This window comes from Flavisphingopyxis soli, assembly GCF_007995095.1.
GTDB classification, from domain to species: domain Bacteria; phylum Pseudomonadota; class Alphaproteobacteria; order Sphingomonadales; family Sphingomonadaceae; genus Flavisphingopyxis; species Flavisphingopyxis soli.
In genome coordinates, this window is sequence record NZ_VOPY01000001.1 from 25001 (window position 1) to 48976 (window position 23976).

General features: G+C 65.6%; 22 protein-coding genes (1 of these 22 running past the window's edge). 7 read left to right on the forward strand and 15 right to left on the reverse strand.

The window, feature by feature from the left end; all coding sequences use genetic code 11:
- On the forward strand, positions 1-1360 hold the 3' portion of the coding sequence (locus FSZ31_RS00110) for a lipopolysaccharide biosynthesis protein (RefSeq protein ID WP_236643593.1). It extends 137 nt beyond the left edge of the window; 1360 of the gene's 1497 nt are visible here — the last part of the coding sequence; its start codon lies off the left edge, out of view; it ends in the stop codon at positions 1358-1360.
- 16 nt (positions 1361-1376) lie between these two features.
- Here FSZ31_RS00110 and FSZ31_RS00115 read toward each other — a convergent pair whose 3' ends face one another.
- Positions 1377-1805: a CBS domain-containing protein gene (locus FSZ31_RS00115; protein ID WP_147121052.1), complete on the reverse strand. Its 429-nt coding sequence runs from the start codon at positions 1803-1805 to the stop codon at positions 1377-1379.
- A 114-nt stretch (positions 1806-1919) separates the two neighbouring features.
- Here FSZ31_RS00115 and FSZ31_RS00120 point away from each other — a divergent pair, with 114 nt between their 5' ends.
- Together FSZ31_RS00120 and FSZ31_RS00125 are read left to right on the forward strand one after the other, a co-directional pair.
- Positions 1920-2228, forward strand: a complete 309-nt coding sequence (locus FSZ31_RS00120; protein WP_147121053.1) for a nitroreductase family protein — start codon at positions 1920-1922, stop codon at positions 2226-2228.
- Positions 2225-2635 carry an acyl-CoA thioesterase gene (locus tag FSZ31_RS00125; RefSeq protein WP_147121054.1) on the forward strand — a complete coding sequence of 137 codons (411 nt, stop codon included), beginning with the start codon at positions 2225-2227 and terminating at the stop codon, positions 2633-2635. The genes FSZ31_RS00120 and FSZ31_RS00125 overlap by 4 nt, the downstream gene beginning before the upstream one ends.
- On the opposite strand, the gene FSZ31_RS00130 is transcribed toward FSZ31_RS00125, so the two are convergent.
- The 6 genes from FSZ31_RS00130 to hisS form a co-directional block, all read right to left on the reverse strand.
- Positions 2632-4185, reverse strand: coding sequence for a DUF4139 domain-containing protein (locus FSZ31_RS00130; RefSeq protein WP_147121055.1), 1554 nt, complete (start codon positions 4183-4185; stop codon positions 2632-2634). The genes FSZ31_RS00125 and FSZ31_RS00130 overlap by 4 nt on opposite strands.
- Positions 4186-4196: 11 nt before the next feature.
- Positions 4197-5603 (reverse strand): DUF4139 domain-containing protein, encoded by a 1407-nt coding sequence (locus FSZ31_RS00135; protein ID WP_147121056.1) that lies wholly within the window; start codon positions 5601-5603, stop codon positions 4197-4199.
- 113 nt (positions 5604-5716) lie between these two features.
- Complete coding sequence (locus FSZ31_RS00140) at positions 5717-6553, reverse strand: DUF4167 domain-containing protein (protein ID WP_147121057.1); 837 nt, start codon at positions 6551-6553, stop codon at positions 5717-5719.
- Positions 6554-6847: 294 nt separating this feature from the next.
- Positions 6848-7699: a peptide chain release factor N(5)-glutamine methyltransferase gene (gene prmC, locus FSZ31_RS00145; RefSeq protein ID WP_147121058.1), complete on the reverse strand. Its 852-nt coding sequence runs from the start codon at positions 7697-7699 to the stop codon at positions 6848-6850.
- Entirely contained in the window at positions 7692-8774 is a 1083-nt protein-coding gene (prfA, locus tag FSZ31_RS00150; protein WP_147121059.1) for a peptide chain release factor 1, read from the reverse strand. Before prfA ends, prmC begins: the two co-directional genes overlap by 8 nt.
- The gene (gene hisS, locus FSZ31_RS00155; RefSeq protein WP_147121060.1) at positions 8771-10021 is read right to left on the reverse strand and encodes a histidine--tRNA ligase; all 1251 of its coding nucleotides are present in this window, start codon (positions 10019-10021) and stop codon (positions 8771-8773) included. Before hisS ends, prfA begins: the two co-directional genes overlap by 4 nt.
- Positions 10022-10199: 178 nt before the next feature.
- Between hisS and FSZ31_RS00160 the strand changes: the two genes are divergently transcribed.
- Both FSZ31_RS00160 and ppa read left to right on the forward strand, forming a co-directional pair.
- Complete coding sequence (locus FSZ31_RS00160; RefSeq protein ID WP_236643686.1) at positions 10200-12125, forward strand: M61 family metallopeptidase; 1926 nt, start codon at positions 10200-10202, stop codon at positions 12123-12125.
- A 186-nt stretch (positions 12126-12311) separates the two neighbouring features.
- On the forward strand, positions 12312-12848 hold the full coding sequence (ppa, locus tag FSZ31_RS00165) for an inorganic diphosphatase (protein WP_147121061.1): 537 nt from the start codon (positions 12312-12314) through the stop codon (positions 12846-12848).
- A 152-nt stretch (positions 12849-13000) separates the two neighbouring features.
- On the opposite strand, the gene FSZ31_RS00170 is transcribed toward ppa, so the two are convergent.
- The 4 genes from FSZ31_RS00170 to FSZ31_RS00185 form a co-directional block, all read right to left on the reverse strand.
- A complete protein-coding gene (locus tag FSZ31_RS00170) occupies positions 13001-14362 on the reverse strand; it encodes a mechanosensitive ion channel family protein (protein ID WP_236643594.1) in 1362 nt (453 codons plus the stop codon).
- On the reverse strand, positions 14362-15558 hold the full coding sequence (metC, locus tag FSZ31_RS00175; RefSeq protein ID WP_147121062.1) for a cystathionine beta-lyase: 1197 nt from the start codon (positions 15556-15558) through the stop codon (positions 14362-14364). Before metC ends, FSZ31_RS00170 begins: the two co-directional genes overlap by 1 nt.
- A 10-nt stretch (positions 15559-15568) precedes the next feature.
- Positions 15569-16411 (reverse strand): sulfurtransferase, encoded by an 843-nt coding sequence (locus FSZ31_RS00180; RefSeq protein WP_147121063.1) that lies wholly within the window; start codon positions 16409-16411, stop codon positions 15569-15571.
- A gap of 79 nt (positions 16412-16490) precedes the next feature.
- A complete protein-coding gene (locus FSZ31_RS00185; protein ID WP_236643595.1) occupies positions 16491-18014 on the reverse strand; it encodes a S10 family peptidase in 1524 nt (507 codons plus the stop codon).
- 134 nt (positions 18015-18148) lie between these two features.
- Here FSZ31_RS00185 and FSZ31_RS00190 point away from each other — a divergent pair, with 134 nt between their 5' ends.
- Both FSZ31_RS00190 and FSZ31_RS00195 read left to right on the forward strand, forming a co-directional pair.
- Complete coding sequence (locus FSZ31_RS00190; protein WP_147121064.1) at positions 18149-18610, forward strand: hypothetical protein; 462 nt, start codon at positions 18149-18151, stop codon at positions 18608-18610.
- A gap of 174 nt (positions 18611-18784) precedes the next feature.
- Positions 18785-19711 (forward strand): CPBP family intramembrane glutamic endopeptidase, encoded by a 927-nt coding sequence (locus FSZ31_RS00195; protein WP_147121065.1) that lies wholly within the window; start codon positions 18785-18787, stop codon positions 19709-19711.
- Here the strand turns inward: FSZ31_RS00195 and uvrB are convergent.
- The 4 genes from uvrB to FSZ31_RS00215 form a co-directional block, all read right to left on the reverse strand.
- The gene (gene uvrB, locus FSZ31_RS00200) at positions 19708-21885 is read right to left on the reverse strand and encodes an excinuclease ABC subunit UvrB (RefSeq protein WP_147121066.1); all 2178 of its coding nucleotides are present in this window, start codon (positions 21883-21885) and stop codon (positions 19708-19710) included. The two genes, FSZ31_RS00195 and uvrB, sit on opposite strands and share 4 nt — an antisense overlap.
- Before the next feature lie 62 nt (positions 21886-21947).
- On the reverse strand, positions 21948-22439 hold the full coding sequence (locus tag FSZ31_RS00205; RefSeq protein WP_161595899.1) for a hypothetical protein: 492 nt from the start codon (positions 22437-22439) through the stop codon (positions 21948-21950).
- A gap of 20 nt (positions 22440-22459) precedes the next feature.
- Positions 22460-22867 (reverse strand): hypothetical protein, encoded by a 408-nt coding sequence (locus FSZ31_RS00210; protein WP_161595900.1) that lies wholly within the window; start codon positions 22865-22867, stop codon positions 22460-22462.
- Complete coding sequence (locus FSZ31_RS00215) at positions 22864-23637, reverse strand: LysM peptidoglycan-binding domain-containing protein (protein ID WP_236643596.1); 774 nt, start codon at positions 23635-23637, stop codon at positions 22864-22866. Before FSZ31_RS00215 ends, FSZ31_RS00210 begins: the two co-directional genes overlap by 4 nt.
- Between the last annotated feature and the right edge of the window lie 339 nt (positions 23638-23976).

Sequence of the window (23976 nt, forward strand, 5' to 3'; positions counted from 1 at the left end):
CTCGACGCTGATCGTCATCCGCCTGCTCGATCCCGCCGACTACGGCCTCTATGCGATGGCGCAGGCGGTGTTCGTCTTTTTGAGCTTCCTCAACGGCTATGGCTTTGCCAGCTCGCTGATCCAGTCCGAAGAGGTCACGCCCAAGGCGCTGCGCCAGGCGTTCGGCATCCTCCTGCTGCTCAACGGGTCGCTCGCGGTGGTCCAGTATTTCGGCGCGCCGCTGCTCGCCGACTATTACGGCCAGCCGATCGTCACCGACCTCTTGCGCACCACCGCGCTCATTTACCTCGCGACGCCGTTCTTCGTGATTCCCGAGGTCGTGATGGCGCGCGCGCTCGAATTTCGCAAACAGGCGCTGGTCAATCTGATCGCGGCGATCGCCGGCGCGGTCACCGCGCTGACGCTCGCGCTCAATGGCTATGGCGTATGGACGCTCGTCTATGCGCCGATCGTCCTGTTCTGGACGCGCGCGATCGGGCTGACGATCGCCGCGCGTCTGCTCGTCTGGCCGAGCTTCGACCTGCGCGGGACGGGCAAGATGCTCGGCTTCGGCGGCGCGATCCTCGTCACCCAGTTGCTCTGGCTGATCCAGTCGCAGTCGGACATCTTCATCGCCGGGCGCAGCTTCGCCCCGCGCGAGCTCGGCCTTTATGCCGAGGCGCTGTTCCTCACCCAGGTGCTGATGAGCAAGTTCGTCCCCCCGCTCAACGAGGTCGCCTTCCCCGCCTATTCGCGGATCCAGCACGACATCGCCGCCTTGCGCGCGGGCTTTCTCAAGGCGATGCGGCTGGTCGGGCTCGTCACCTTCCCCGCCTATCTCGGCATCGTTGCCACCGCCGGACCGCTGATCGCGACGTTGCTCGGCCCCAAATGGATCGCGATGACGCCGCTGGTGCGAATCATCGCGCTGTCGATGCCGGTGATGACGCTGCAGATTCTCTTCTCGCCCGCGACCACCGCGCTCGGCCGTCCGCGAATTGCGACGCAGACCGCGGCGTTCGGTGCGGTTGCCTTCACCCTGGCCTTTTTGGTCGGCGTGCGATTCGGGGCGACCGGCCTGTCGATCGCCTGGCTGCTTGCCTCGCCCGCGCTGCTCGCGTGCACCTATTATCTGTCGCGCCCGCTGATCGGGTTCACGATTGGCGATATCTGGCGCTCGGCGCGTAGCGGCCTTGTTCCGGCGATCGCGATGGCGCTGATCGTCGCGGGCGTCGATCTGCTGCTCGTCGATCTGGTCGCGCCGCTAAGGCTGGCGCTGCTCGTTGTCGTCGGGATGGCCAGCTATGCCGGCCTGCTGTTCGCCTATGATCGCCCCGCCCTGGTCGACGCGATCGCGACATTGCGCGGGCGCACCGCCTGAACCGCCGCCGCGGCGCTTACACCGCCTGGATATACTGGCGCATGCCCTCGGCTTCGGCCTCGATCTTGTCGATGCGATATTTGACGAGGTCGCCGATCGAGACGAAGCCGCGCAACACGCCATCCTCGACGATCGGCAAATGGCGGATGCGGCGCTTGGTCATCAGCGACAGCGCGGCGAGTACGCCGGTATCGCTCGTCGCGGTCACCGCAGGGGCGGTCATCGCCTCGTCGACGGGCAGGTCGAACGCCGAATCACCCTTGGCGGCGATGCAATAGACGAGGTCGCGCTCGGAAAAGATGCCGATCACCCTCTCGCCGTCCATCACCGGCACCGCACCGATGCGGTGCTCGGCCAAGCGGGCGACGACCGCGCGGAGCTTTTCGCCACTTTCGGCAGAGATGATTTCGCCGCTACGGCCTTCCATGATTCGCGCAATCGTCATGCTTGCCCTCGCCTGTTGGTCGGTGTTGCGAACATGCTATCACGAAAGCGCAGGCAAGGCACGACCTCGCACGCACCACTTGCGCAATGCGCCGCGCGGGGCCAATTGGGCGACGTGACCCGCCCATCGAACCTCGACGATCCCGAATATGCCGCCTTTGCCTGGGCGCGCTATCGCCGCCTCATGCGCTGGATGGGCCTCGTCGCGGTCGCCTGCGTCGCGCTCGTGCTGACCGCGCTCTATTTCGAGACCGGCGATATCGGCCTCGGCGTCGTGCTGATGGTCGCGGGCGGCATCGGCGTTTCGGTGATGCTGATGGCGGCGCTGATGGGACTCGTCTTCCTGTCGAGCGGCACCGGTCACGACGAGGCGATCGACGATCGCCTCGAACAGGAAATCAGGGAGCATCACGACCTACCATGACCGAGAATGTCCGCAACTTGCCCAAGCGCTCCGATCCGATCCTGCGCGTCGTCCCCGGCCCGTCCGATATCAATTCGAACGGCCATATCTTCGGCGGCTGGGTCCTTTCCCAGATGGACATCGCCGGCGGCATCGTTGCCGCGCGCGTCGCCCAGGGCGCGACCGCAACCGTCGCGATCGAGGCGATGCAGTTCATCGCACCGATCGAATTGCGCGACATCATCTCGGTCTATGCGCATGTCGAACGCCGCGGCCGCAGCTCGATGGGGATCCGGATCGAAGTCGTCGCCACGCGCGAACGCGGCAGCCAGGAGGTCAAGGTCACCAACGGCCTGTTCACCTTCGTCGCGCTCGATGAAAACCATCGCCCGCGCGAATTGCCGCCCGAGACCGGCGTCGACGATTAATTCTTCGGCGCGCGATAGCGGTAGGTCAGCGCGCGCGTGGCATTGGCGGGCACCGTCACGATCCACGTCCGCACACCGTCCTTGCGAACGAGCTTGTCCGACAGTCTGTAAACGTCCGAGTCGGCCCCGCCGTAATTGAGCGCGACCTCGACCCGGCGCGGATCGGGATTGGCGTTGCTCACCGTCACGCGGAAACGCCCGTCTTCCTCTTCCTTGGCCGCGACCGATATCCCCGGCGCTTCGCCGATCTCGATATCGACCTCTTCGCCGATCGCGCGGTCGCGCATCTCGCCCATGCCGGCGAGCAGCCGCGCGTCGCCGACACGCTGGTAGAACGCCACCCCGCCCGACGGCAGCGGCACGCCCAGGCCATCCTTGGTCCGGTTCTGCAGGCGGATGACGTTGGTCGCGACGTCGTTGTCTTCGTCGTCGATCCACAGCTCCGCCTTGGCGATCCGCTCGAACGCGACCGCGTCCTTGGTGAGCAGCGCGACCTGCTTCTGCGCATTGGCCGCGATCGTCACCGGCATCGGCACGCGATAGAGCTTGAGGTCGCCGAGCTCCTCCTGCTGGGCGATGCGCGACCCGGTCACGACGACAATCTCTTCCGCGCTATCACGCATTGCCATTGGAGCGGGCGGGGGTGGCGGCGCCATGGCTTGGGGGGGCGGATATCGGTTGGTGTCGCTGTCCCAATCGTCGCGACCGCTGCCGATCGCCCAGCATTGCAGCGACAACTCCGGTTCAGGCGGATCGTCGACCAGATCCCGATAATCTTCCTCCTGGTTGAGATTGCCCGCGACCGCCTGCATCGCCGCATCGGGAAAACTCTCGCCGTTCGAATTGGCGACGGTCAGCCAGGCGAAAAGGTTCATCGTATTGCCCGCCGCATCGACCTCGGCGACATAGTTCGCGCCCCAGTCGAAGCCGGTGGCAAGATAGGTCAGCGTCACCGTCACGCGCTGCGCCGCGTGGCTGACGGTATCGACCGACAGCACCGGTACCGGCACCAGCCCGTCGGGCACGCGGTCATAGACCAGCCCCTCAGGCAGGCCCGAACAGCGCAGTGCCTCGAACCCGCTTGACGTCTGCAGCACGACCGCGCCGCCCGATCCCGAGCGGACGATCGCATCTTCCTCGCGCACCGCGCCCGTCACCGGGTTGGTCCGCTTGATCCTGACATGGTTGCCAAGCGTGCCGTCGAGCAGGCTGGCGGGGCCGAGCAGGTTGGCATCGCGATTCTTCTGCACCACCCCGCCGGGCAGGCCCGTTACCACCGCGCTGACCGCGACCATTCCCTCGGCAACGCCTTCGAAGCGCACGGTCGATTTTCCCGCCGGCAGTATCACCGTGCGCGTCTCGGTGATCAGCGCAAAACCTTGCAGCCAGTCGAGATCGACCTCGCCCGACGTCCGCCCCGGCTCGCGATAAACCGTCACGCTCACCGCCTCGGGCCGTTCGGACCGGACCATGGCCCGCGCGTCCTGCGCGGACGCAGGCTGGCCCGCCGCCAACGCGGCACCGACAATCATGATCAGCGGCAGGCGCATCGCTCCGCGCCCTAGTATTTCGTCTCGAAGGTCGCGGTGACGACCGCCTCGCCATTGGCCGGGACGGGCACCCGCCATTCGACGATGTCGGCGCTGACGCGCGTACTGGCGAGGCTTTCCTCGACGATTCGCGTCTCGCCATAGAGGCCGGTCTGCTGGAGGTCGGCGGTAACCGGCTGGCTCTTCGCGTTGGTCAGGACATAGCGCATCGTCGTGCGCCACTTGCTCGACGACAGCCGCTCGCGCTTTTCGACGGTGTACTGGACCTTGACGTCGAACGCGTCGCCGGTGGCGAGCGCCAGGCTGCTGCCCACCGGCGTGTGCGGGATCGCGCTTTCGCCGATGAACTGCGGATCGCCGCGCGCGTCGCGCATATAGAAACGTACCGTGCCCGCGGGCAGCGCATCGCCGAGCCCGCCATCGCGACTCGACGAGAACTTGATCACGCTCGAAAAGCTCTGCGGGTCGGCGGTGCTGCCAAGCCAGCCGACGCGATACTCATATGCCTTGCGCGCGGGCACCGATCGCACGTCGAGAAAGCTGACCTGCTTGGTCTGCGCATTGGCGATCGTCGTGCGATCCTTGAGCGGATAGATATAGAAATCGCCGAGCTGTTCGCGATCCGCGCTCTCGGTCCCGGCGCTGCGCACCGGCGGGCGCGGAGGCTGCGGCGCATAGCCGGGGCGATAGCCGCCCGACTGGGCGAGCCGCGGCGTCCCCGCGACAAGCAGCGTGTTGGCGTTGGTGAAGGTCGTGCCGGTGCTGTTGCGCAGCGTCACCCAGCCCTGGACGTCGACGGTCCCCTTCGCCTCGTCATAGAGCGAGACGTAATCGGCCGACCAGCCGAGCCCCTGCGTCAGATAGGCGAGCGTCGCGGGTCGCGCGCCGCTCCGCGCGCTGTCGAGCGTCACCGACAATGTCGGCTTGGCGCGCAGATTGGGCGGAATCTTGTCGAACACGACGCGGACCGGCTGGCCATCGTCGCGCAATATCTCGATCCGCTCGCCGATCTGGACGACGACGCCGCCATTGACCGCGAGCACCTTGGCGCGCTCGCGCGTTTCGGCGCCGGTTGCGGGGTTGGTGCGGATGAGCGTGATCGTGCTGCCGACCGCCTTGTCCATCAGCGCGTCGGGCGACAGCAGGTCGTAATCGAAATTCTGTTCGACGATGCCGGTATCGGCGGCCTCGAACGAGACCGTTTGCGGCATGATCTGCGCCGACACGTCGGGAAATTCCTGGCGCGACACGCCGCGCGGCAAATCGAGCCGCCGGATGTCCTGGATCAGCGAAGGGCCGTTATTATAGACGGTGACCGATACGTCGCCCTGCGCGCTCGGCCGCGTCGGGTCCTCCTGCGCGTGAGCCGTCAGCGGCACCGCCGCGACAATCGCCAGGATCCCAAGATAACGCCGCATGACCGCCCCTCCCGCTGCGCGCCTGTGCCGGCGCTGACGAGGGTCAGTCTATCGAATCGAACTGCAAAGGCGAGATAAAATTACGCGCCTGCAATTATTTACGCAATGTGCGATCAGGCGGCGGCGCTGCTGTCGGGCGAGCTGTCGTCGCCGGCGGCACGGCTGCGCGTACGGCGCGGCTTGGCGTCCTTGGCGGCTTCGCGATCGCCGACGCTGCTCAGCGACAAGGCCGGCGGCAGCACCGATGCGTCGAGCGCGCCGTCGTCGTCGTGATCGACCTTCTTGGCGCGCGGCTTGGCGGCAGCACGCGGCTTGACCTCGGCGCGGGGCTTGGCCTCGGCACGGGGCTTGGCGGCAGCGCGCGGAGCTTCCTGCGCGCCTTCGTCATCGTCGAGATCGCGATAGCTGTTCTGCGAACGCGGCTGGGCATCGCTGCCGCTCGAACGCTCGCGCCGGACGCGCGGCTGTTCGTCGCGGGCGCTGCGGTTGCCGCGATTGTCGTCGCCGTCATCGTCGCGCGCGTCGCTACGGCCGTCATTGCGATCGTTACGATTATCGTCGCGATTGCGGTTCTGGCCGCGCGGACCCTGGTCGTCGTCATCGTCGCGACCGCGGCGCTGCTGGCCCTGGTCCGACTGGTTCTGGCGATTGCCCTGCGACTGGTTGCTGCCCTGGTTCTGGGCCTGGGCCTCTTCCTGGCGCAATTTCTGGTCGTTCATCACGCGAAAATAGTGATCGGCGAACTGGAGGTAATATTCGGCCTGGACGCGATCGTCCTGCATCTGCGCGTCGCGCGCCATGTTCTTGTATTTCTCGAGCATCTGCGGGGCATTGCCGCGCGACCGGTTGTCGATGCGATTGGCGCTGTCACCACCGCCGCGATTGCCGCCGGTGTTAACGCGCGGATTGTTACGGCCGCGACGGCGACCGCTCTGGCGATTGTTGATCAAAACTCTGACATCCTTGTGGTCAAGACGGCATCGCTGCGCGTCGGTTCCCGCTCGCTCGCTCCGCCGTCTTATGCGCCGGTGGCGAACCCCAATGAGGTGACCTTGGCCCTGCCCTGTAGCCGACGGTCGCAAGACCGTTTGCCTGCCGCAATCCGATCAAACGATTTGCAGCGATTGTATAGGGGGCCAAGGCGGTTTCCTGTCACCCCTGGGGGCAAAGCCACGAAACGCTTCCTCTAATCACACTCTTAACGGGCGCGGCGAACCTTGCCAAGCATAATCGCGTATCGCCGGTTAACCGCGCTTAACCACCATCGCGCGGGCATGGCCGCCAAGGTCGTCGCGTGTCGCCCAGGCCAGCTCCGCGGCGTCCGCCAGCGCGCCGACATCGCCCGCCTGCCCCGCGCCGAGCTCGATCACCGCGCTCCCGTTTTCGCTCAGCAGCGCGGGCAGCGCGGCAATAATGATCCGGTAATCGGCAAGCCCCTCGTCGGCCGCATAGAGCGCCTCGGCGGGCTCGTAGTCGGCGACTTCGCGCATCAGCTCCGCCTCGGGCGCAACATAAGGCGGGTTGCACAGGATGAGGTCGAACCGCGCGCCGATCGCTTCGGTCCAGCCTGCCGCGGTCCAGTCGCCTGCGCGAATCTCGGCGCGATCCGCCAGGCCGAGCGCTTCGGCATTGTCCATCGCCAGTGCCCGCGCGACCGCCGACCGCTCGATCCCGAGCCCGTGCGCATCGCGCCACTCGTCGAGCGCGGCGAAGAGCAGCGTGCCCGGTCCGCAGCCAAGATCGAGGATCGTCGCCGGCCCAGGCTCGCCGAACGCCGCGACCGCCGCCTCGATCCCAGCTTCGATCAGCGTCTCGCTGTCGGCGCGCGGGATCAGCACCCCCGGCGCGACCTTGATCCGCACGCTCCAGAAATCGCGATAGCCCAGGATATAGGCAACCGGCTCATGCGCCGCGCGGCGTTCGACCAGCGCGGCAAACCCCGCGGGCGCGGCCATGTCGCGCAGGCGCAACAGCAATTCGCCGCGCTCGATCCCCGCCGCGTGCGCCATCAGCAATTCGGCATCGAGCCGCGCCGTCGCGCTGACGCCTTCCAACCGCGCCGCCGCCTCGCGCAGCGCGCTGGCGGCATCAGCCATTGAGGCTCGCCAGCCGTTCGGCCTCGTCCTCGGCGATCAGCGCGTCGATCACTTCGTCCAATGCGGCGCCCTCGAGGATCTCGGGCAGCCGGTGGAGCGTCAGGTTGATCCGGTGATCGGTCACGCGGCCTTGCGGGAAATTGTATGTGCGGATGCGTTCGGAGCGGTCGCCCGATCCGACCATCGACTTGCGCGCGCCCGCCTGTTCGGAGGCAATCCGGTTGCGCTCCTGTTCGTAGAGCCGCGTGCGCAGAACCTTCAATGCCGCCGCCTTGTTCTTGTGCTGCGACTTTTCGTCCTGCTGCGTTACGACCAGCCCGGTCGGGATATGCGTGATCCGCACCGCGCTGTCGGTCGTGTTGACGTGCTGGCCGCCCGCGCCCGATGCGCGATAGACGTCGATCCGCAAGTCACCGTCGGCAATGTCGATATCGACCTCCTCGGCTTCGGGCAGCACCGCGACGGTCGCCGCCGAAGTGTGGATGCGCCCGCCGCTCTCGGTCACCGGCACGCGCTGGACGCGGTGGACGCCGCTTTCGAATTTCAGCCGCGCGAACACGCCCGTCCCGCGCACGCTCGCGACGACCTCCTTGAAGCCGCCGACGTCCGAACTGCTCGCGCTGATCGTCTCGACCTTCCAGCCGCGTTCCTCGGCATAGCGCGTGTACATCCGCATCAGGTCGCCGGCGAACAGCGCCGCTTCGTCGCCGCCCGTCCCGGCGCGGATTTCGAGCATCGCGGGGCGATCGTCGGCGCTATCGCGCGGCAGCATGCGGAGCGCCAGTGCGCGTTCGGCCTCGGGCAGCCGCGTCTCGATCAGCGCGATCTCCTCGACCCCCATCGCCTTCAGCTCGGCGTCGGTATCGTCGCGCGCGATCATCGCGCTCATGTCGGCGAGCTCGGCGCGCAGCCGTCGCACCTCGGCTGCCGCCTCGGCAACCGGCTCGATCTCGGCATAGTCCTTCGACGCCGCGACGAACGCTTCGCCGTCGAGCTGCCCCGTCGCCATCTTGGCCTGCAACTCGTCGCGCCGCGCCTCGATCTGCGCGATCCGCTCGTCCGAGATGCCCGTCATGTCCGCGCGAGATGGTCGGCGAGCTGCGCCAGCGCGACATTGCGCTGGCTACCGTCGCGCAGGTTCTTGAGCGCGACCTCGCCGCGCGCCAGCTCGTCGTCGCCGATGATCACGGCAAAGCGCGCACCGCTCGCATCGGCGCGCTGCATGCGCTTCTTCATGTTGCCCTTGTAGCCCATGTCGGCGGCAATCCCTGCGCGGCGCAATTCGGCGATCAGCCCGGCCGCGCGCAACATCGCCGCTTCGCCGAGCGGGACGAGGACGACATCGGGCGCATCGCTGGCGGGCGCATCGATCAGCATCGCCAGCCGCTCGATCCCCGCTGCCCAGCCGACCGCGGGCGTTGCCGGACCGCCGAGCGCCTCGATCAGCCCGTCATAGCGGCCGCCGCCGATCACCGTGCCCTGCGCGCCGAGGCGGTTGGTGACGAATTCGAACGCGGTGTGGCGATAATAATCGAGCCCGCGCACGAGCCGCGAATTGCGCGTCCACGCGACCCCCGCAGCATCGAGCCCGCTGGTGACGGCGGCGAAGAAGTCGCTCGCCTCTGCGGTCAGGTAATCGTCGATCCCCGGCGCGGTTTCGACCACCGCGGCGTCCCTCGCGTCCTTGCTGTCGAGGATGCGCAGCGGGTTGCGCTCCAGCCGGTCGACGCTGTCATCGCTGAGCTGCGCGCGATGCGCCGCGAAATGGTCGATCAGCGCGGCGCGCCACGCATCGCGGCTGTCGCCGTCGCCGAGCGTGTTCAGTGTCAGCACGACCCCGCTGTCGATGCCGAGCTCGTTGAGCAACTGGTCGGCAAAGCACAGCAATTCGACGTCGGCGAGCGGTTCGGCCGCGCCGATAATCTCGGCGTCGAGCTGGTGGAACTGGCGATAGCGGCCCTTTTGCGGGCGCTCGTAACGGAACAGCGGGCCCGACGTCGCGATCTTCATCGGCGCGTGCTGCTGCCAGCCGTTGGTCAGATAGGCGCGCGCGATCCCGGCGGTAAACTCGGGACGCAGCGTGATCGATTCCCCGCCCTTATCTTCGAACGAGTACATTTCCTTCGACACGACGTCGGTCGTCTCGCCCAATGACCGCGCGAACACCGCGGTCGGCTCGATCACCGGGACCTCGACGCCCTTGAAACCGTAGTATCGCCGGACGCGATTGAACGTGTCGATGACATGCGCGAAGCGCTCCTGGCTTTCGCCGAACATGTCCTGGGTGCCGCGCACGGCATGGGGGGTTGCAAGCTTGGCCATGGCCCGCGCCCTAGCGCATCGCCGCCGAAACCCGCAATCGCTTTCGCCGCGCGGACCCGCGCATCGGCCGACCGCTGGAGGGGGCTGGACAGAGCGCCCCGCATCGCGCCATGAAGGTCCCGCGCGGCCCGTCGGGACATACGCGCACCTCGATCATTTTCCCTGGAGAACTCCTTTGATCCTTCGCGCTGCCCTTCGCCTGTCCTTGCTCGCCTCGATCGCCCTGCCCGCCGCCGTGCTGGCTCAGGCGATCCCCGGCAACTCCGCGCCGCAACCCGTCCCGATCGTCGATACGATCCCGGCGGCGCGCGACATCGCCTATCCCGGCGCGATGACGCTCGACGTCGACGCGACCGACATCGCGCGCGGCATTTTCTCGGTCAAACAGACGATTCCCGTAGCGCAGGCGGGACCGATGACGCTGCTCTATCCCGAGTGGCTGCCCGGCAACCACCGTCCCGCGGGCGCGATCCCCAACCTCGCCGGTCTCGCCTTCACCGCCGACGGCAAGCCGGTCAAATGGACTCGCGATCCGGTCGACGTTTACGCCTTTCATATCGACGTGCCCGCAGGCGCCAAGGCGATCGTCGCGAGCTTCCAGTATCTTTCGCCGACTGCGGGCAACCAGGGCCGCATCCAGATGACGCCCGAAATGCTCTCGCTGCAATGGGAGGACGTCTCGCTCTATCCGGCGGGCTATTACACGCGCCAGATCCCGGTCGACGCGAGCGTCACCTACCCGACTGGCTGGACCGCCGCCTCGGGCCTGCCCTCGACCAAAAGCGGCGCGGCCTATCGCTACACCCGGACCAATTACGAGACGCTGGTCGATTCGCCCGTCATCGCGGGCCAATATTATCGCGAGATCCCGTTGAGCGACCGCGTCACGCTCGACGTTGTCGCCGACGATGCCAAGGAACTCGCCGCCACCCCCGAACAGATCCAGGCGCACAAGAACCTCGTCACCCAGGCGGTCAAGCTGTTCGGCGCGCAGCATTACGACAACTACCATTTCCTCCTGACGATCTCGGACAAGCTCGGCGGCATCGGCCTCGAACATCACCGCTCGAGCGAGGACGGTGTCGATCCGGGCTATTTCACCAAATGGTCCGACGGTCCCGGCGGTCGCAACCTGCTGCCGCACGAATACACCCACAGCTGGAACGGCAAGTTCCGCCGCGGTGCCGACCTGTGGACGCCCGATTTCCGCACGCCGATGCGCGATTCGCTACTCTGGGTCTATGAAGGCCAGACGCAGTTCTGGGGTTACATGCTCCAGGCGCGCTCGGGGCTGGTGTCGAAACAGGATACGCTCGACGGCCTCGCCTTCATCGCCGCCTATTACGACAATCTGCCGGGCCGCGAATGGCGTCCGCTGATCGATACGACCAACGATCCGATCATCTCGGCGCGCCGGCCCAAGCCGTGGTCGAGCTACCAGCGCTCGGAGGACTATTACAACGAGGGGCTGCTGATGTGGCTCGAGGCCGACTCGATCATCCGCAAACAGTCGAACGGCACCAAGTCGATGGACGATTTCGCCCGGACCTTTTTCGGCCTGCGCGACGGCGATTTCGGTGAAGTCACCTATACCTTCGACGACGTCGCGCGGACGCTGAATGGCGTCGTGCCCTATGACTGGACGGGCTTCCTCAAGACGCACCTCTACGACACCAGCAAGCGCGCGCCGCTCGCTGGCTTTACCGACAATGGCTACGAACTCGTCTATACCGACCAGCGCTCGGCCTATCTCAAGAACCGCGAATCGGTCCGCAAATATGTCGATCTCAGCTACTCGCTCGGCATGACGACCGACAATGATGGCGAGGTCGGCGGCGTGATCTGGAACGGCCCGGCGTTCAAGCAGGACATCGATTCGGGAACCAAGATCGTCGCGGTCAATGGCAAGGCGTTCTCGGCCGATGGCATCCGCGACGCGATCACCGCCGCCAAGGGCAAGGGCCCCGCGGTCGAGCTGTTGCTCAAATCGGGCGACGTCTATCGGACGGTCAAAATCGACTATCACGGCGGGCTGCGCTACCCGACGCTCAAGAAGACCGGCACGGGCACGACCGGCCTCGACCGCCTGCTCGCCCCCAAATAAGGAGTCTTCGACTCTTAGCTTCCCCGTCGCCCTAGCGTAGGCTGGGGCCTATCCCGACCGTCGCACATCGCTGACGGTCGGGATGGCGGTCGGCGTTCCTAGCTCGAGAACAATCGTTCGCCCGCAAGCCAAATAACTGCGCATCCCCATTGCTGCATCGCAGCGATGGGCTTAAGGGCGCGGCCCATGAACATCGACCTTATCCCGATCGGCGACAACGTCCCCGACTCCATCAACGTCATCATCGAAGTCCCGACCGGTGGCGAGCCCGTCAAATACGAGTTCGACAAGGCGTCGGGCGCGCTGTTCGTCGACCGCATCCTCCACACGCCGATGCGCTATCCGGCGAATTACGGCTTCATTCCCCACACGCTGTCGCCCGACGGCGACCCGCTCGACGCGCTCGTCGTGTCGCGCTCGCCGTTCATCCCCGGCTGCGTCGTGCGCGTCCGGCCGATCGCGGTGCTCTATCTCGAGGATGAGGCCGGCGGCGACGAGAAACTGCTCTGCGTCCCCGTCGACGGCACCTTCCCCTACTATCGCAAGATCGGCGAACGCGGCGACCTGCCCGAGATCGTCATGCAGCAGATCGAGCACTTCTTCACACACTACAAGGACCTCGAGCCCGAGAAATGGGTTCGCATGGGCCGCTGGGGCGGCGCCGACGACGCGCGCGCAGTGCTGATGGAAGCGATCGAAGCAGGCAAGAAAGCCAAGGGCTGATTGACCCGCCCGTCATTGCGAACGGCGAACCCGCGCGGCAATCTATCGTGAGAACAACTTCGCGCACATGACGACGGCGCACTATCGCGCAGCGTTGCAGCTTCGCAGAGATTGCGTCGTCGCTGCGCTTCTCGCAATGACGATCTTGCCGCTCAGGATTTCTTTGCGGCAGCTTTCGTGACCGCAGCCTTGGGCTGCGCCGCCTCATCCCCTCGCGCCAGCATCCGCGCGGCGATCTTGTCGACGAATTCGTCGTCGATCGTCCGCACGTTGATGTCGCGTTGCGGGAAGGGGATCTCGATGTCGTTTTCCTTGAACAGGTCCCACAAGCGGTTGAGCACTTCGGATTTGACGTTGCCGACGCCCTCCTGCGGATCCTTGATCCAGGCGAGGATCTCGAAATTGACGCTGCTGTCGCCGAACCCGCTCATCCACACATTGGGCTTGGGCGCATTGAGCACGCGCTTGGCATCGGTCGCCGCCTGCAGCATCAACTCCTGCGCCTTGTGGATATCGCACCGATAGCTGACCCCGACGGGAATATGGACGCGGACGTTCTTGCTCGAATAGCTCCAGTTCTCGACCTCCTGAGTCATCAGGTTCTCGTTCGGGATCAGGTGCTCCTTGCCGTCGCGCGTGATCACCGAAACCGCGCGTACGCCGATCTTGTTGACCCAGCCAAAGCTCTCGCCGACGACAATCACGTCGCCCGGCTTGATCGACCGGTCCATCAGCAGGATGATCCCCGCGATCAGGTTGCCGAACGTCTTCTGCAGGCCGAAACCGATGGCGAGGCCGAACGCACCCGAGAAGACGGCAAAGGCGGTGATGTCGATCCCCAGCATGTCGATGCCGACGAAGAAGGCGGCGATCAGGATCGCGACCGCGGCGAGCTTTTCGGTCAGCAATTTTTGCGCTTCGTCGAGCGCCTTGTTGCGCCGGACCATCTGCTTGATGCCGCGATTGGCGAGCCGGATCAGCGCGAACAGGATGACGAGCGCGAGGACGATCTTGATGATCGTCAACAGCGAGAAACGCGAATTGCCGATATCGAAGCCCGCCTTGTCGAGCGCGCTGGTGATGCTCGAAAGCTGCCCGACCGCGTTCGACAAGATGAAAACGAAGACGACGAGCGACACCGCGAGCACGATCGGGAAGCTGATCCGAAGGCCGATCAACAGGTTTTTCAGGAACAATGCCGACGCGGCGGCGAAGGTGAAACCGACCGCAAGCTGCGCGTAAAAGGTCCAGTCGTGGAAGCCGAGCGTCGCGGCGAGCAGCAATGCTGCGACGAGGTGACGCAGGATCGCCACGGCGCGCGTGGCCAGCGGGAAGCGCGCATCGACCGCATTGTCCTCGAGCCGCTGCGCCAGCCCGGGTCCGAAATAGCGTGCGACGACGACGGCAATCGACAGGATCGCAAAGATGATCGCGCCCGCGATGCCGAGCTCGACCAGCTGGTGCTGGCCAAGCGGCGGGATCGAATAGGTCGCCATGAAATAATCGAGGTCCATCACGCGACCCTAAGCGACTCGAACGCGCGCGCAAGGTCGGCGATCAGGTCGGCGGGATTTTCGAGGCCGATATGCAGCCGGACGAGCGGCCCGTCGAAATCGGCGCGGCGGGCGGTGCGAACCGGATCGACCGGCAGCGCGAGGCTTTCAAAACCGCCCCAGCTATAGCCGAGCCCGAAGCGCGTCAGCGCATCGACGAAACCGTCACGCTGCGCCGCGCTCGCACCGCGCATGGTAAAGGCGAACAGCCCCGATGCGCCGGTAAAATCGCGCGCCCATAATTCATGCCCGGGACACGACGCGAACGCCGGGTGGAGCAGCGTGCCGACCTCGTCGCGCGCATCGAGCCAGGTCGCCACCTCGATCGCGTTCGCCTCGTGCTGGCGCAGCCGCACGCCGAGCGTTCGCATCCCGCGCAGCGCGAGATAGGCATCGTCGGGCCCGACATGCTGGCCGGTCTCGCGGGCGTGCCGCGATAGTCTCCGCCACGCGTCGCCGTGCGCGCTGACCGAACCCAGCATGACGTCCGAATGGCCGACGACATATTTGGTGCAGGCAAGGATCGCGACGTCGCAGCCATGCGCCAGCGCGGGGAACAGCAACGGCGTCGCCCAGGTGTTGTCGATGATCGTCAGCGCGCCCGCTGCCTTTGCTGCCGCGGCGATCGCGGGCACGTCCTGCACCTCGAAGGTCAGGCTGCCCGGGCTTTCGCAGAACACCGCGCGCGTGGCCTCGCCGATCAGGTCGGCGATCCCTGCACCGATCGCCGGGTCGTAATAGCGCGTCGATATCCCCATCCGCTTGAGCAATCCGTCGCACAATGTCCGCGTCGGGCCATAGACGCTGTCGACCATCAGCAGCTCGTCGCCCGGCGAGAGCAGCGCGAGCAGCGCGCCCGCAATCGCCGCGACCCCTGACGGATAGAGCGCGGTCCCCTCGGCGCCGGGTTCCATTTCGGTCAGTGCGTCGGCCAGCGCCCATTGCGTCGGCGTGCCGTGGCGGCCGTAGAACAATTGTTCGGGTTTGCCGTGCGGGTGCGCGGCGCGCATCGCCGCGACGCTGTCGAACAATATCGTCGATGCGCGCCAGACGGGGACGTTGACGACCCCGCCGCCGAGCGTCTCGCTGCCCGTCCATTCGCGCCGCCGCCCGGCCTCGACCAGCCGCGTGTCGCTGCCCGGTTTGTCGTCGCTCACTGCGCGCCGCTCATGGGCACCCGGTCGCCTTGGGCAGCGCCGGATCGGCGCCCCATTCGGCCCAGCTGCCGTCGTAGAGCGCGATGTCGCGCTTGCCGAGCAGGTACGCCCCGAACGCCAGCACCGCGGCGGTCATGCCCGATCCGCACGTCGTCACCAGCGGCCGGTCGAGATCGACCCCCGCCGCAGCGAACGCCGCACGCAGCGCATCGCCGGTCTTCCATGTGCCGTCGCTATTGAACAGCTCGCCATACGGCAGGTTTTTCGATCCCGGGATGTGACCCGCCGCCAGCCCAGCCCGCGCCTCGGGCTCGTCGCCGGCAAAGCGCGCTGCCGATCGCGCGTCGATCACCTCTTCGTCGCCGCGCGCGAGATTGGCGTGCATCGCGGCGGCATCGCGGACCAGGGCGGCATCGCGCCACGCGGTATAATGGCGCTCGCGATAATCGCGCTTGCCGCTGTCGGTCGGCCGGCCCTCGGCCTTCCATTTGGCCAGCCCGCCATCGAGGATCGCGACATTGTGCGCGCCGAACAGTGTCAGCAGCCACCAGGCGCGTGCCGCGCTGTGCAGCGGGCTGTCGTCATACAGGACGATCCGGCTGCCGTCGCCGAGCCCGAGGCTCTGCATCCGCGCGGCGAATTTCTCCGCCGACGGCGCCATGTTCTCGACGCAGGCATCGGGATCGGTCAGCTCGGCAAGGTCCATGAACAATGCGCCGGGGATATGCTCGGCCTCGTGCTCGGCGCGCGCATCGCGGCCCATGTCGGGCAGGAACTTGGTCGCATCGACGACGCGCAGGTCCGATGCCTTCAATTGCCCTTCGAGCCAGTCGGTCGTTACCAGCGCATCCATTGCGATCGTCGTCCCTTCAACGCCTTGGCCGGCCACCCTATCGTCGTCGCACGGCCGCGTCGAGACGGCGCGGCGCGCATCAGCGGGCGCGGATGAACTGCCGGATGTCGCTGGCCAGCTTGGCGCGGTCCTCGTCGCGAATGTACATCATGTGGCCCGCATCGTAATAATGGAACTGGACGCGATCCTGCGGGATGCCCGTCCGGCTCAACGCATATTCGGCGGCGAAGAACGGCGTCGCGAAATCATAATAGCCCTGGCCGACGAAGATGCGCAGATCCTTGTTCTCGCGCAGCGCGCGGCCGAGATAGGGCGTGACGTTGAGATAGGCATTGGTGTCGCGCCCGCCGTCGATCTTCCAGTCCCACGGGCCGACATCGCCGATCGTGACGTACTGGCGGTCGGTCTTGTAATGCAGCGTGTCGCGCAGATAGCTGTTGATCGCCGCGGTATAGCCGCCGTCGATGCCATAGAAGCTGGGGTCGTTGTCGGGCGATTCACCGGCATTGTCGTAATCCTTGCCGGTATAGCGGCTGTCGAGCCGACCGACGGTCAGGCCGCGGTCGCGCAGCAGCTCTTTGTAGAACCGGTCGGGCGTCACGCGCAGGTCGGCGCGCTCGAGATAGTCCTCGCCAAGGCCGGTGAAACGCGACAGCTGCGTGCGGATCGCGGCGCGCTCGGTGCCCTGCAACTTCTGGCCCTTGAGCAAGGCCGATGCGTAAGGGCCGATCGCCCAGGCGCGCGCCTCGGCAGCGACCGCCTCGGCCGATGCCCCGCTCGCCTTCTTGTGGAACCAGGCGGTGGTCGCCATCGACGGCAGGTTGGTGATGTAGCTCAGCTCGTTGCCTTCGGTGTCGGCCCCGGCGGCGAAGTCGAGGATCGTCGATACCAGGATGACGCCCTTCAGCGAGACGTCGTTATAGCCGCCCTCGAGCTCGTTGACGACCGCGGCCGAGCGGGTCGTGCCATAGCTTTCGCCGCCGAGGAACTTGGGGCTGTTCCAGCGGCCATTGTCATTGAGCCAGCGGCGGATGACGTCGGCGACCGATTTCGCGTCCTTGGTCACGCCCCAATAGTCCTTGCCCTCGGTCGTGCCGATGACGTGCGACAGGCCGGTGCCAACCGGATCGATGAAGACGAGGTCGGTGACGTCGAGCAGGCTGTCGGGATTGTCGAGCAGCGGATAGGGCGCCGCGCCGTCGTCCTTGGCGTTGGACGGAATCGCCACGCGCTTGGGCCCGAACGCGCCCATCTGCAGCCAGACCGAACCCGATCCCGGGCCGCCGTTGAACAGGAATGTGACCGGTCGGTTCGGGTCGCGCGGCTCGGCGACATAGGCGGTCGTGACGATCGCCGCCTTGGGCGTCTCGTCCTTGTCGTCCTTGAGCACGGTCTCGGCGACGGTCACGCTGTAGTCGACCGCCTGTCCGCCGAACGTCCCCGACTGGCGCGTCGTCGACGACAGCGGGACATAGGGCTTGGCCGGCTCGGCCTTCGTCTCGGCGGGGCTGGTGCCCGCGCTGGCGGGTCCCTGCGCCATCGCGCTGCACGAAGCGAGCAACATGGCGGCGCCGGCGACGGCGAAACGGTGGCAAACGATCATATCAGGTAGACTCCCCACTGGATTTTCACTGGCTATGCCATGCCCGCTGGCGAGCGCCAAGGCCGCTGACAAATTCGCCCGATTGATCTATGTAAAGCCCGCGCGCACGACGCGCAGGGGAGAGGAGAAATAGCATGGAACAGCACGAAACAGTGGTCATGCAGGGCGGCCGAACGCCGGTTCACCTGTGGATCGTCGGCGGCCTCGCGCTCATCTGGAACGCCTTTGGCAGCTATGACTATCTGATGAGCCGCATGCATAATGGCGACTATATCAAATCGATGATGCCCGACGCCGACCCGGCGGTGATGTTCGCCTATATGGACGCGATGCCCGGCTATGCGAGCATCGGCTGGGGGCTCGGCATCTGGGCCGGACTCGCCGGCGCGATCCTGCTGCTCCTGCGCAGCCGCTTTGCCGTCCACGCCTTCATCGCCTCGCTGGTCGGCATGGCGCTGAGCTTTTCCTACCAGCTGTTCGTCACCCCGCCGCCGGGAGAAGCGAACAACGCACTCATCGTGGCAGCGATCGTCGTGATCGGCGTGCTGCTATTGTGGTACGCACTGCGCCAGCGCGCCAGCGGCGTCCTGCGCTAGGGGGCGAAGCTCGCTCTGGTCCGGGCGGCGAACCTGACTTGGCGCGTCGCCCGATCACCACATCGGCGGGGCGAGCACGCTGCGCGAAACTGCGCTACTGCGATAGCTACAAAAACCCGTTGCAGGATTTTCCCACAGCTGTATTAGTCAAGCAATACGGTTGGGGAGAGAACCTTGTCGCAAACGATCTTTCGCGCGTCGCCGACGCTTGTTTGGGCGGTGCTTGGCTATGTTGCAATCTGGGGGGGCTCGACGCTCTATCTGGCAGGCGCGGGTACTGACTGGATTTTCCCCATCGTGTCGCTTGGGCTGTTTGGCGGGTTGCTGACGGCACTCGCGGTCTGGCTGACCCGGCGCACCGCTGCGCCGACGGTGCCGGTCCGACGACCGATACGCGAAAGCCTCGTACTATTGGCCTATCTCGCGGTTTACGCGGTACTTTTCTTGGGACCCGTCATGAGCTGGCTGCGCTCGGCGATACCGCCGGGCCCGGGTCAGGAGCTGGCGGTCATCGCGTTCAAGCTGGCGATCCATCTCGTCATCCCGATCCTGCTGCTCCGCGCCGCCAAGGCATCGCTTGAAGGCACCACCGATCCCGGACTCTCGCGCAAGGGCGTCGTCGCAACGCTGGTCGTGTTCGGCGCGATCCTTGTGGGCCTGCAGACGCTCGTCAGCCCGTCACTGCGTCAGATCGCTGCGCTCGACCTCTCGCCGTTCGCGGTCGGCGCGTGGATTCTCGGCGCATGGGCGTGGATTTCGATCGAGGCCGGCCTGTGCGAGGAATTCTTTTACCGGGTCCTGCTCCAGTCGCGCCTCGGCGCCTGGTTCGGTTCGGCACCGCTGGCGATAGCGACGACCGCAATCGTGTTTGCCTTGGCGCATGCGCCGGGTCTCTACCTGCGCGGCGGGCCGGGGGTCGAGGGCTGGTCGCAGAACCCCGTCGAGGTCGCGGCCTACACGATTGCTACGCTATCGCCGATCGCCATCATGTTCGGAACGCTATGGCACCGGACGCGCAGCCTGGTGCTCGTCGTCATGCTCCACGGGGCCGTCGATGCCCTGCCCGCAACCGCCCGATTTGCGACGATCTGGGGCGGCTAGCGCATCTTCCTCTGCACCTTGCCGTAGCGCCCCTTGCGCGTGCCCGGCTTGCCCTCGGTCGAGCGTCCGCGGATCTGCGCGATCTGCGAATGCTCGCCGAGGCCGAGCTCGTCGGCCTCGAGCTTGCGGATCTCGTCGCGGATGCGCCCCGCGGTCTCGAACTCGAGATCGGCGGCGGCGGCGCGCATCTTCTTTTCGAGGTCCTGGATATAGGCGCGCAGATTGTGCCCGGCGAGCGGCACCGCGTGCCCGCTGCCGCCATCGGGGACCATGTCCTTGGCGGTGGCGTGCGCGATGATGTCGCCGATATTCTTCTTGATCGTCGTCGGCGTTATGCCGTGTTCCTTGTTGTAGACAACCTGCTTCTCGCGCCGCCGGTCGGTCTCGTTGAGCGCGCGCTCCATGCTGCCCGTCACGCGGTCGGCATAGAGGATCACGCGCCCGTCGACGTTGCGCGCGGCGCGCCCGATCGTCTGGATCAATGACGTCTCGGAACGCAAGAACCCTTCCTTGTCGGCATCGAGGATCGCGACCAGTCCGCATTCGGGAATGTCCAATCCTTCGCGCAGCAGGTTGATGCCGATCAGGACGTCGTAAACGCCCATCCTGAGGTCGCGGATCAGCTCGATACGCTCGAGTGTCTCGACGTCGGAGTGCATGTAGCGGACCTTGATCCCCGCCTCGTGCATGAACTCGGTCAAATCCTCGGCCATCCGCTTGGTCAGCGTGGTGACGAGCGTGCGATATCCCGCCGCGGTGACCTTGCGGCATTCGGCGATCAGGTCGTCGACCTGTTCCTCGACCGGGCGGATCTCGACCGGCGGATCAATGAGGCCGGTCGGGCGGATGACCTGTTCGGAAAACACCCCGCCGGTCGCCTCCATTTCCCAGCTGCCCGGAGTCGCACTGACGAAGACGGTTTCCGGCCGCATCGCGTCCCATTCGTTGAAGCGCAGCGGCCGGTTATCGATGCAGCTCGGCAGGCGGAAACCATATTCGGCGAGCGTGATCTTGCGGCGGTGATCGCCCTTCGCCATCGCGCCGATCTGCGGCACCGTCTGGTGGCTCTCATCGACGAACAGCAGCGCGTTCTCGGGCAGGTACTCGAACAGTGTCGGCGGTGGCTCGCCCGGCAGGCGCCCCGTCAGGAAGCGCGAATAGTTCTCGATCCCCGCGCAGCTGCCCGTCGCGTGGATCATCTCGAGATCGAAATTGGTCCGCTGTTCGAGCCGCTGGTGCTCGAGCAATTTGCCCTCGGCCTCGAGCTCCTTCAACCGCTCGGTCAGCTCGTGACGGATCGCCTCGGTCGCCTGTTTGAGCGTCGGGCCCGGCGTCACGTAATGGCTGTTGGCGTATATGCGGATCGAATTGAGGTTGGCGACGGTCTTGCCCGTCAGCGGATCGAACTCGGTGATCGCCTCGATCTCGTCGCCGAAGAAGCTGACACGCCACGCGGTGTCCTCGTAATGCGACGGGAATATCTCGAGGCTGTCGCCGCGCACGCGGAAATTGCCGCGCTGGAAGGCGGCATCGTTGCGCTTGTACTGCAACGCCACAAGCTTGCGAATGATCTCGCGATTGTCCGCGCTCTCGCCCTTTTTGAGGTCGAAGATCATCGCCGAATAGGTTTCGACCGAACCGATGCCATAAAGGCAGCTGACCGAGGCGACGATGATGACGTCGTCGCGTTCGAGCAGCGACCGCGTCGCCGAATGCCGCATCCGGTCGATCGCCTCGTTCACCGAGCTTTCCTTCTCGATATACGTATCCGACCGCGCGACATAGGCCTCGGGCTGGTAATAATCATAGTAACTGACGAAATACTCGACCGCGTTGTCGGGAAAGAATTGCTTGAACTCGCCATAGAGCTGGGCGGCGAGGATCTTGTTGGGCGCGAGGATCAGCGCGGGGCGCTGCAGCGCATCGATGACCTTGGCCATCGTGAAAGTCTTGCCCGATCCGGTAACGCCGAGCAGCACCTGGTCGCGCTCGCCCGCCGCCGCCTGTTCGACGAGCTCCCGAATCGCGGTCGGCTGGTCGCCCGCGGGTTCGTAGTCGCTGACGAGCTTGAAGCGCTTGCCGCCCTCGGCCTTGGGCGGGCGCGCGGGACGATGCGGGACGAAGCTGCCGGACGTTTCGGGTTCGGCAAGACTGGTACGGATTTCAATGGCCATCGCGGGGATATGGGATCCCGGTCCGAATTCGGCAACGCTTCAGGACGCTTCCCCGTCCACGCCTATTCTTCGCGACTCTCACCCAGATAGGCGACGACGGCCAGCCGCATGCGGTCGTCACGGGTGATCGTCGCGTCGAGCGGCTCGTAATCGAATGTGACGTCGAAGGCCATGCCGACGATCAGACACACGCTCGTCACCCATCGTCTGGACGGGCGCTCGATCAGACGCGCCTCGCGCACTGCGGCGATCAGCTCGTCGCTCGGCGCGACCTGTTCGAACCCGCCGCCGACCGCTTTCACCAGGTAAACCGACACGTCGTCGGCATCGGCTTCGGCATAGACGATGGCCTGGTCCTGCTTGCCGTCGAGCGCCGCCTCCTCGAGCGCCAACCCCGCGATCGCCCCATAGGCTGGCCCCGTTTGCTCGAGCGTGGCCATGTCGGGCGCGACGAGGCCGTCTGGAGCGCCATCCTGCGCCAATGCTCCGCTACCGCACAGAGCCGCCGCCAGGCAGACGGCGATCCGAGCCCCAAGGGTGAGCCGCAGAGACATTTGCCGCTTACCCATCGCGGTCAAAACGCGTCGTCGGGCGGCGGCAAATAGGTCACCGGCATATCGCCAAAGCGCTGGGCGAGCAGCGCCTCACGGCGTTCTCCGAACTGTGCGAACGCGCGCTCCGCGTCTGGCTCGTACCGAAACTGGGCGTCGAACGCGTGGTCGACGATCTTGATTTCCAGCTCTGTCCACCGTTTTTCCGGCTCGGGGAGATACCATAACTTTCGCACAAGATCGGATAGTTCATCATTAATGAACCGATCCATAAGTCCGCTTTTTGTTACTTCGTAAAGCGTCGGCGCCATAACCCCGGGGATCGCTTCGACATACAGCCAGCCGGTCGATGAACTGTCCTCGAAAGCGGCCATCATCGCGCCGCCTATCTGAGTCAGCAGGGACTGTTCAGTCGCCCGGTCCATCATCATTCCCCTGCTCGATTTTCGAAAATCTGGCGCATCCGCTGACCATCGATCCAAAAGAAGACGATAATCTCGGTCGGTCGCTGCGACAATCCATCGTAACGTGCCTGGATATCGACCCTGACCGTCTTGCCTGCGCGAATGGCCGCCGCCCATTGGTTTTCGAGCCTGGCATATCCGCTGCGGTTGAAGTTGGCGTCCTGCGCGAAATGGTTGAATGCTTCGGTCGGTCCGTTGAACCGTCGGGCAATGTAATGCCCCCCATGGTCGGTCGGCAAGCGATCACGGCCGCCGGCAGTGCGCTGTGCGGCACGCGATCGGTTCTGATCGGGATTGGCGATGAGTACGCCGCGGGCCTGTTGCGTTCGCCCGATCAGATCGATGTCGAATCGGTAGCCATTGGCAGTGATCGAACGGCGATCCGCAGCGACCTGCTCGGGGATCGACGGCGGATGGCGCGGATCGGGTGGCAGCTTCCCATCATGCGTCGCGGAGTAATAAATAAGCGCAAGCGCGGTCGCCCGAGCTTCGCGCGCGCGTTCGAGATAGGCTTGCGTCGGTAGCATAAGTCGCTGACCGATCTGGATCTGGCGATCGATCGGCAGGCGATTGATCCAGGCGAGGTCCGCTGCGGTCAGACCTTTGCGCAACTTCGCGATCGCGTTGAGCGTGTCGCCCTTCCTGACGACATGGATCGTGCGGTTCGCCGGGTCGCGCGGGTCAGAGGACCCGCTTCCCCAACTGCCCGTCGCGCCACCGCCGCCGGACGCCGCCACCGAACGTCCCGCGAAAAAATTGCCCGCGTTGCGAAATGTAAACCGCCCGTTTCTCGGGTCGTGCCACGGATTGAATTTGCGCTCTATCGGTTGCGGGCAAAAGCCCGTGCGCAAATACACGTCGAACGCGCGTCGATGATCGGCCTGATACACGCATGCTCCATCGATCCTGTCGCGCCCGCCTAACAGAACCTGAAGAACAAATCAAGAACATGTCGGATGTTCGCTTATCGCCCTCTCGTAGTGTGGCATGCTTGGCCAGTTTCGCTGCGGTCGTAATTGCATCTTCTCGCCCCCCTATCGCCACAGGGGTGGCATCGCGCGCACTTGGGACTAAGA

Bases quoted from the DNA above. Each gene is read 5' to 3' on its own strand.
- FSZ31_RS00210 (WP_161595900.1), bottom strand. From the start codon at position 22,867: ATGATGATGGACCGGGCGACTGAACAGTCCCTGCTGACTCAGATAGGC.
- FSZ31_RS00185 (WP_236643595.1), bottom strand. From the start codon at position 18,014: ATGATCGTTTGCCACCGTTTCGCCGTCGCCGGCGCCGCCATGTTGCTC.
- FSZ31_RS00205 (WP_161595899.1), bottom strand. From the start codon at position 22,439: ATGTCTCTGCGGCTCACCCTTGGGGCTCGGATCGCCGTCTGCCTGGCG.
- uvrB (WP_147121066.1), bottom strand. From the start codon at position 21,885: ATGGCCATTGAAATCCGTACCAGTCTTGCCGAACCCGAAACGTCCGGC.
- FSZ31_RS00190 (WP_147121064.1), top strand. From the start codon at position 18,149: ATGGAACAGCACGAAACAGTGGTCATGCAGGGCGGCCGAACGCCGGTT.
- FSZ31_RS00130 (WP_147121055.1), bottom strand. From the start codon at position 4,185: ATGCGCCTGCCGCTGATCATGATTGTCGGTGCCGCGTTGGCGGCGGGC.
- FSZ31_RS00170 (WP_236643594.1), bottom strand. From the start codon at position 14,362: ATGGACCTCGATTATTTCATGGCGACCTATTCGATCCCGCCGCTTGGC.
- FSZ31_RS00125 (WP_147121054.1), top strand. From the start codon at position 2,225: ATGACCGAGAATGTCCGCAACTTGCCCAAGCGCTCCGATCCGATCCTG.
- prmC (WP_147121058.1), bottom strand. From the start codon at position 7,699: ATGGCTGATGCCGCCAGCGCGCTGCGCGAGGCGGCGGCGCGGTTGGAA.
- ppa (WP_147121061.1), top strand. From the start codon at position 12,312: ATGAACATCGACCTTATCCCGATCGGCGACAACGTCCCCGACTCCATC.
- hisS (WP_147121060.1), bottom strand. From the start codon at position 10,021: ATGGCCAAGCTTGCAACCCCCCATGCCGTGCGCGGCACCCAGGACATG.
- prfA (WP_147121059.1), bottom strand. From the start codon at position 8,774: ATGACGGGCATCTCGGACGAGCGGATCGCGCAGATCGAGGCGCGGCGC.
- FSZ31_RS00180 (WP_147121063.1), bottom strand. From the start codon at position 16,411: ATGGATGCGCTGGTAACGACCGACTGGCTCGAAGGGCAATTGAAGGCA.
- FSZ31_RS00115 (WP_147121052.1), bottom strand. From the start codon at position 1,805: ATGACGATTGCGCGAATCATGGAAGGCCGTAGCGGCGAAATCATCTCT.
- FSZ31_RS00135 (WP_147121056.1), bottom strand. From the start codon at position 5,603: ATGCGGCGTTATCTTGGGATCCTGGCGATTGTCGCGGCGGTGCCGCTG.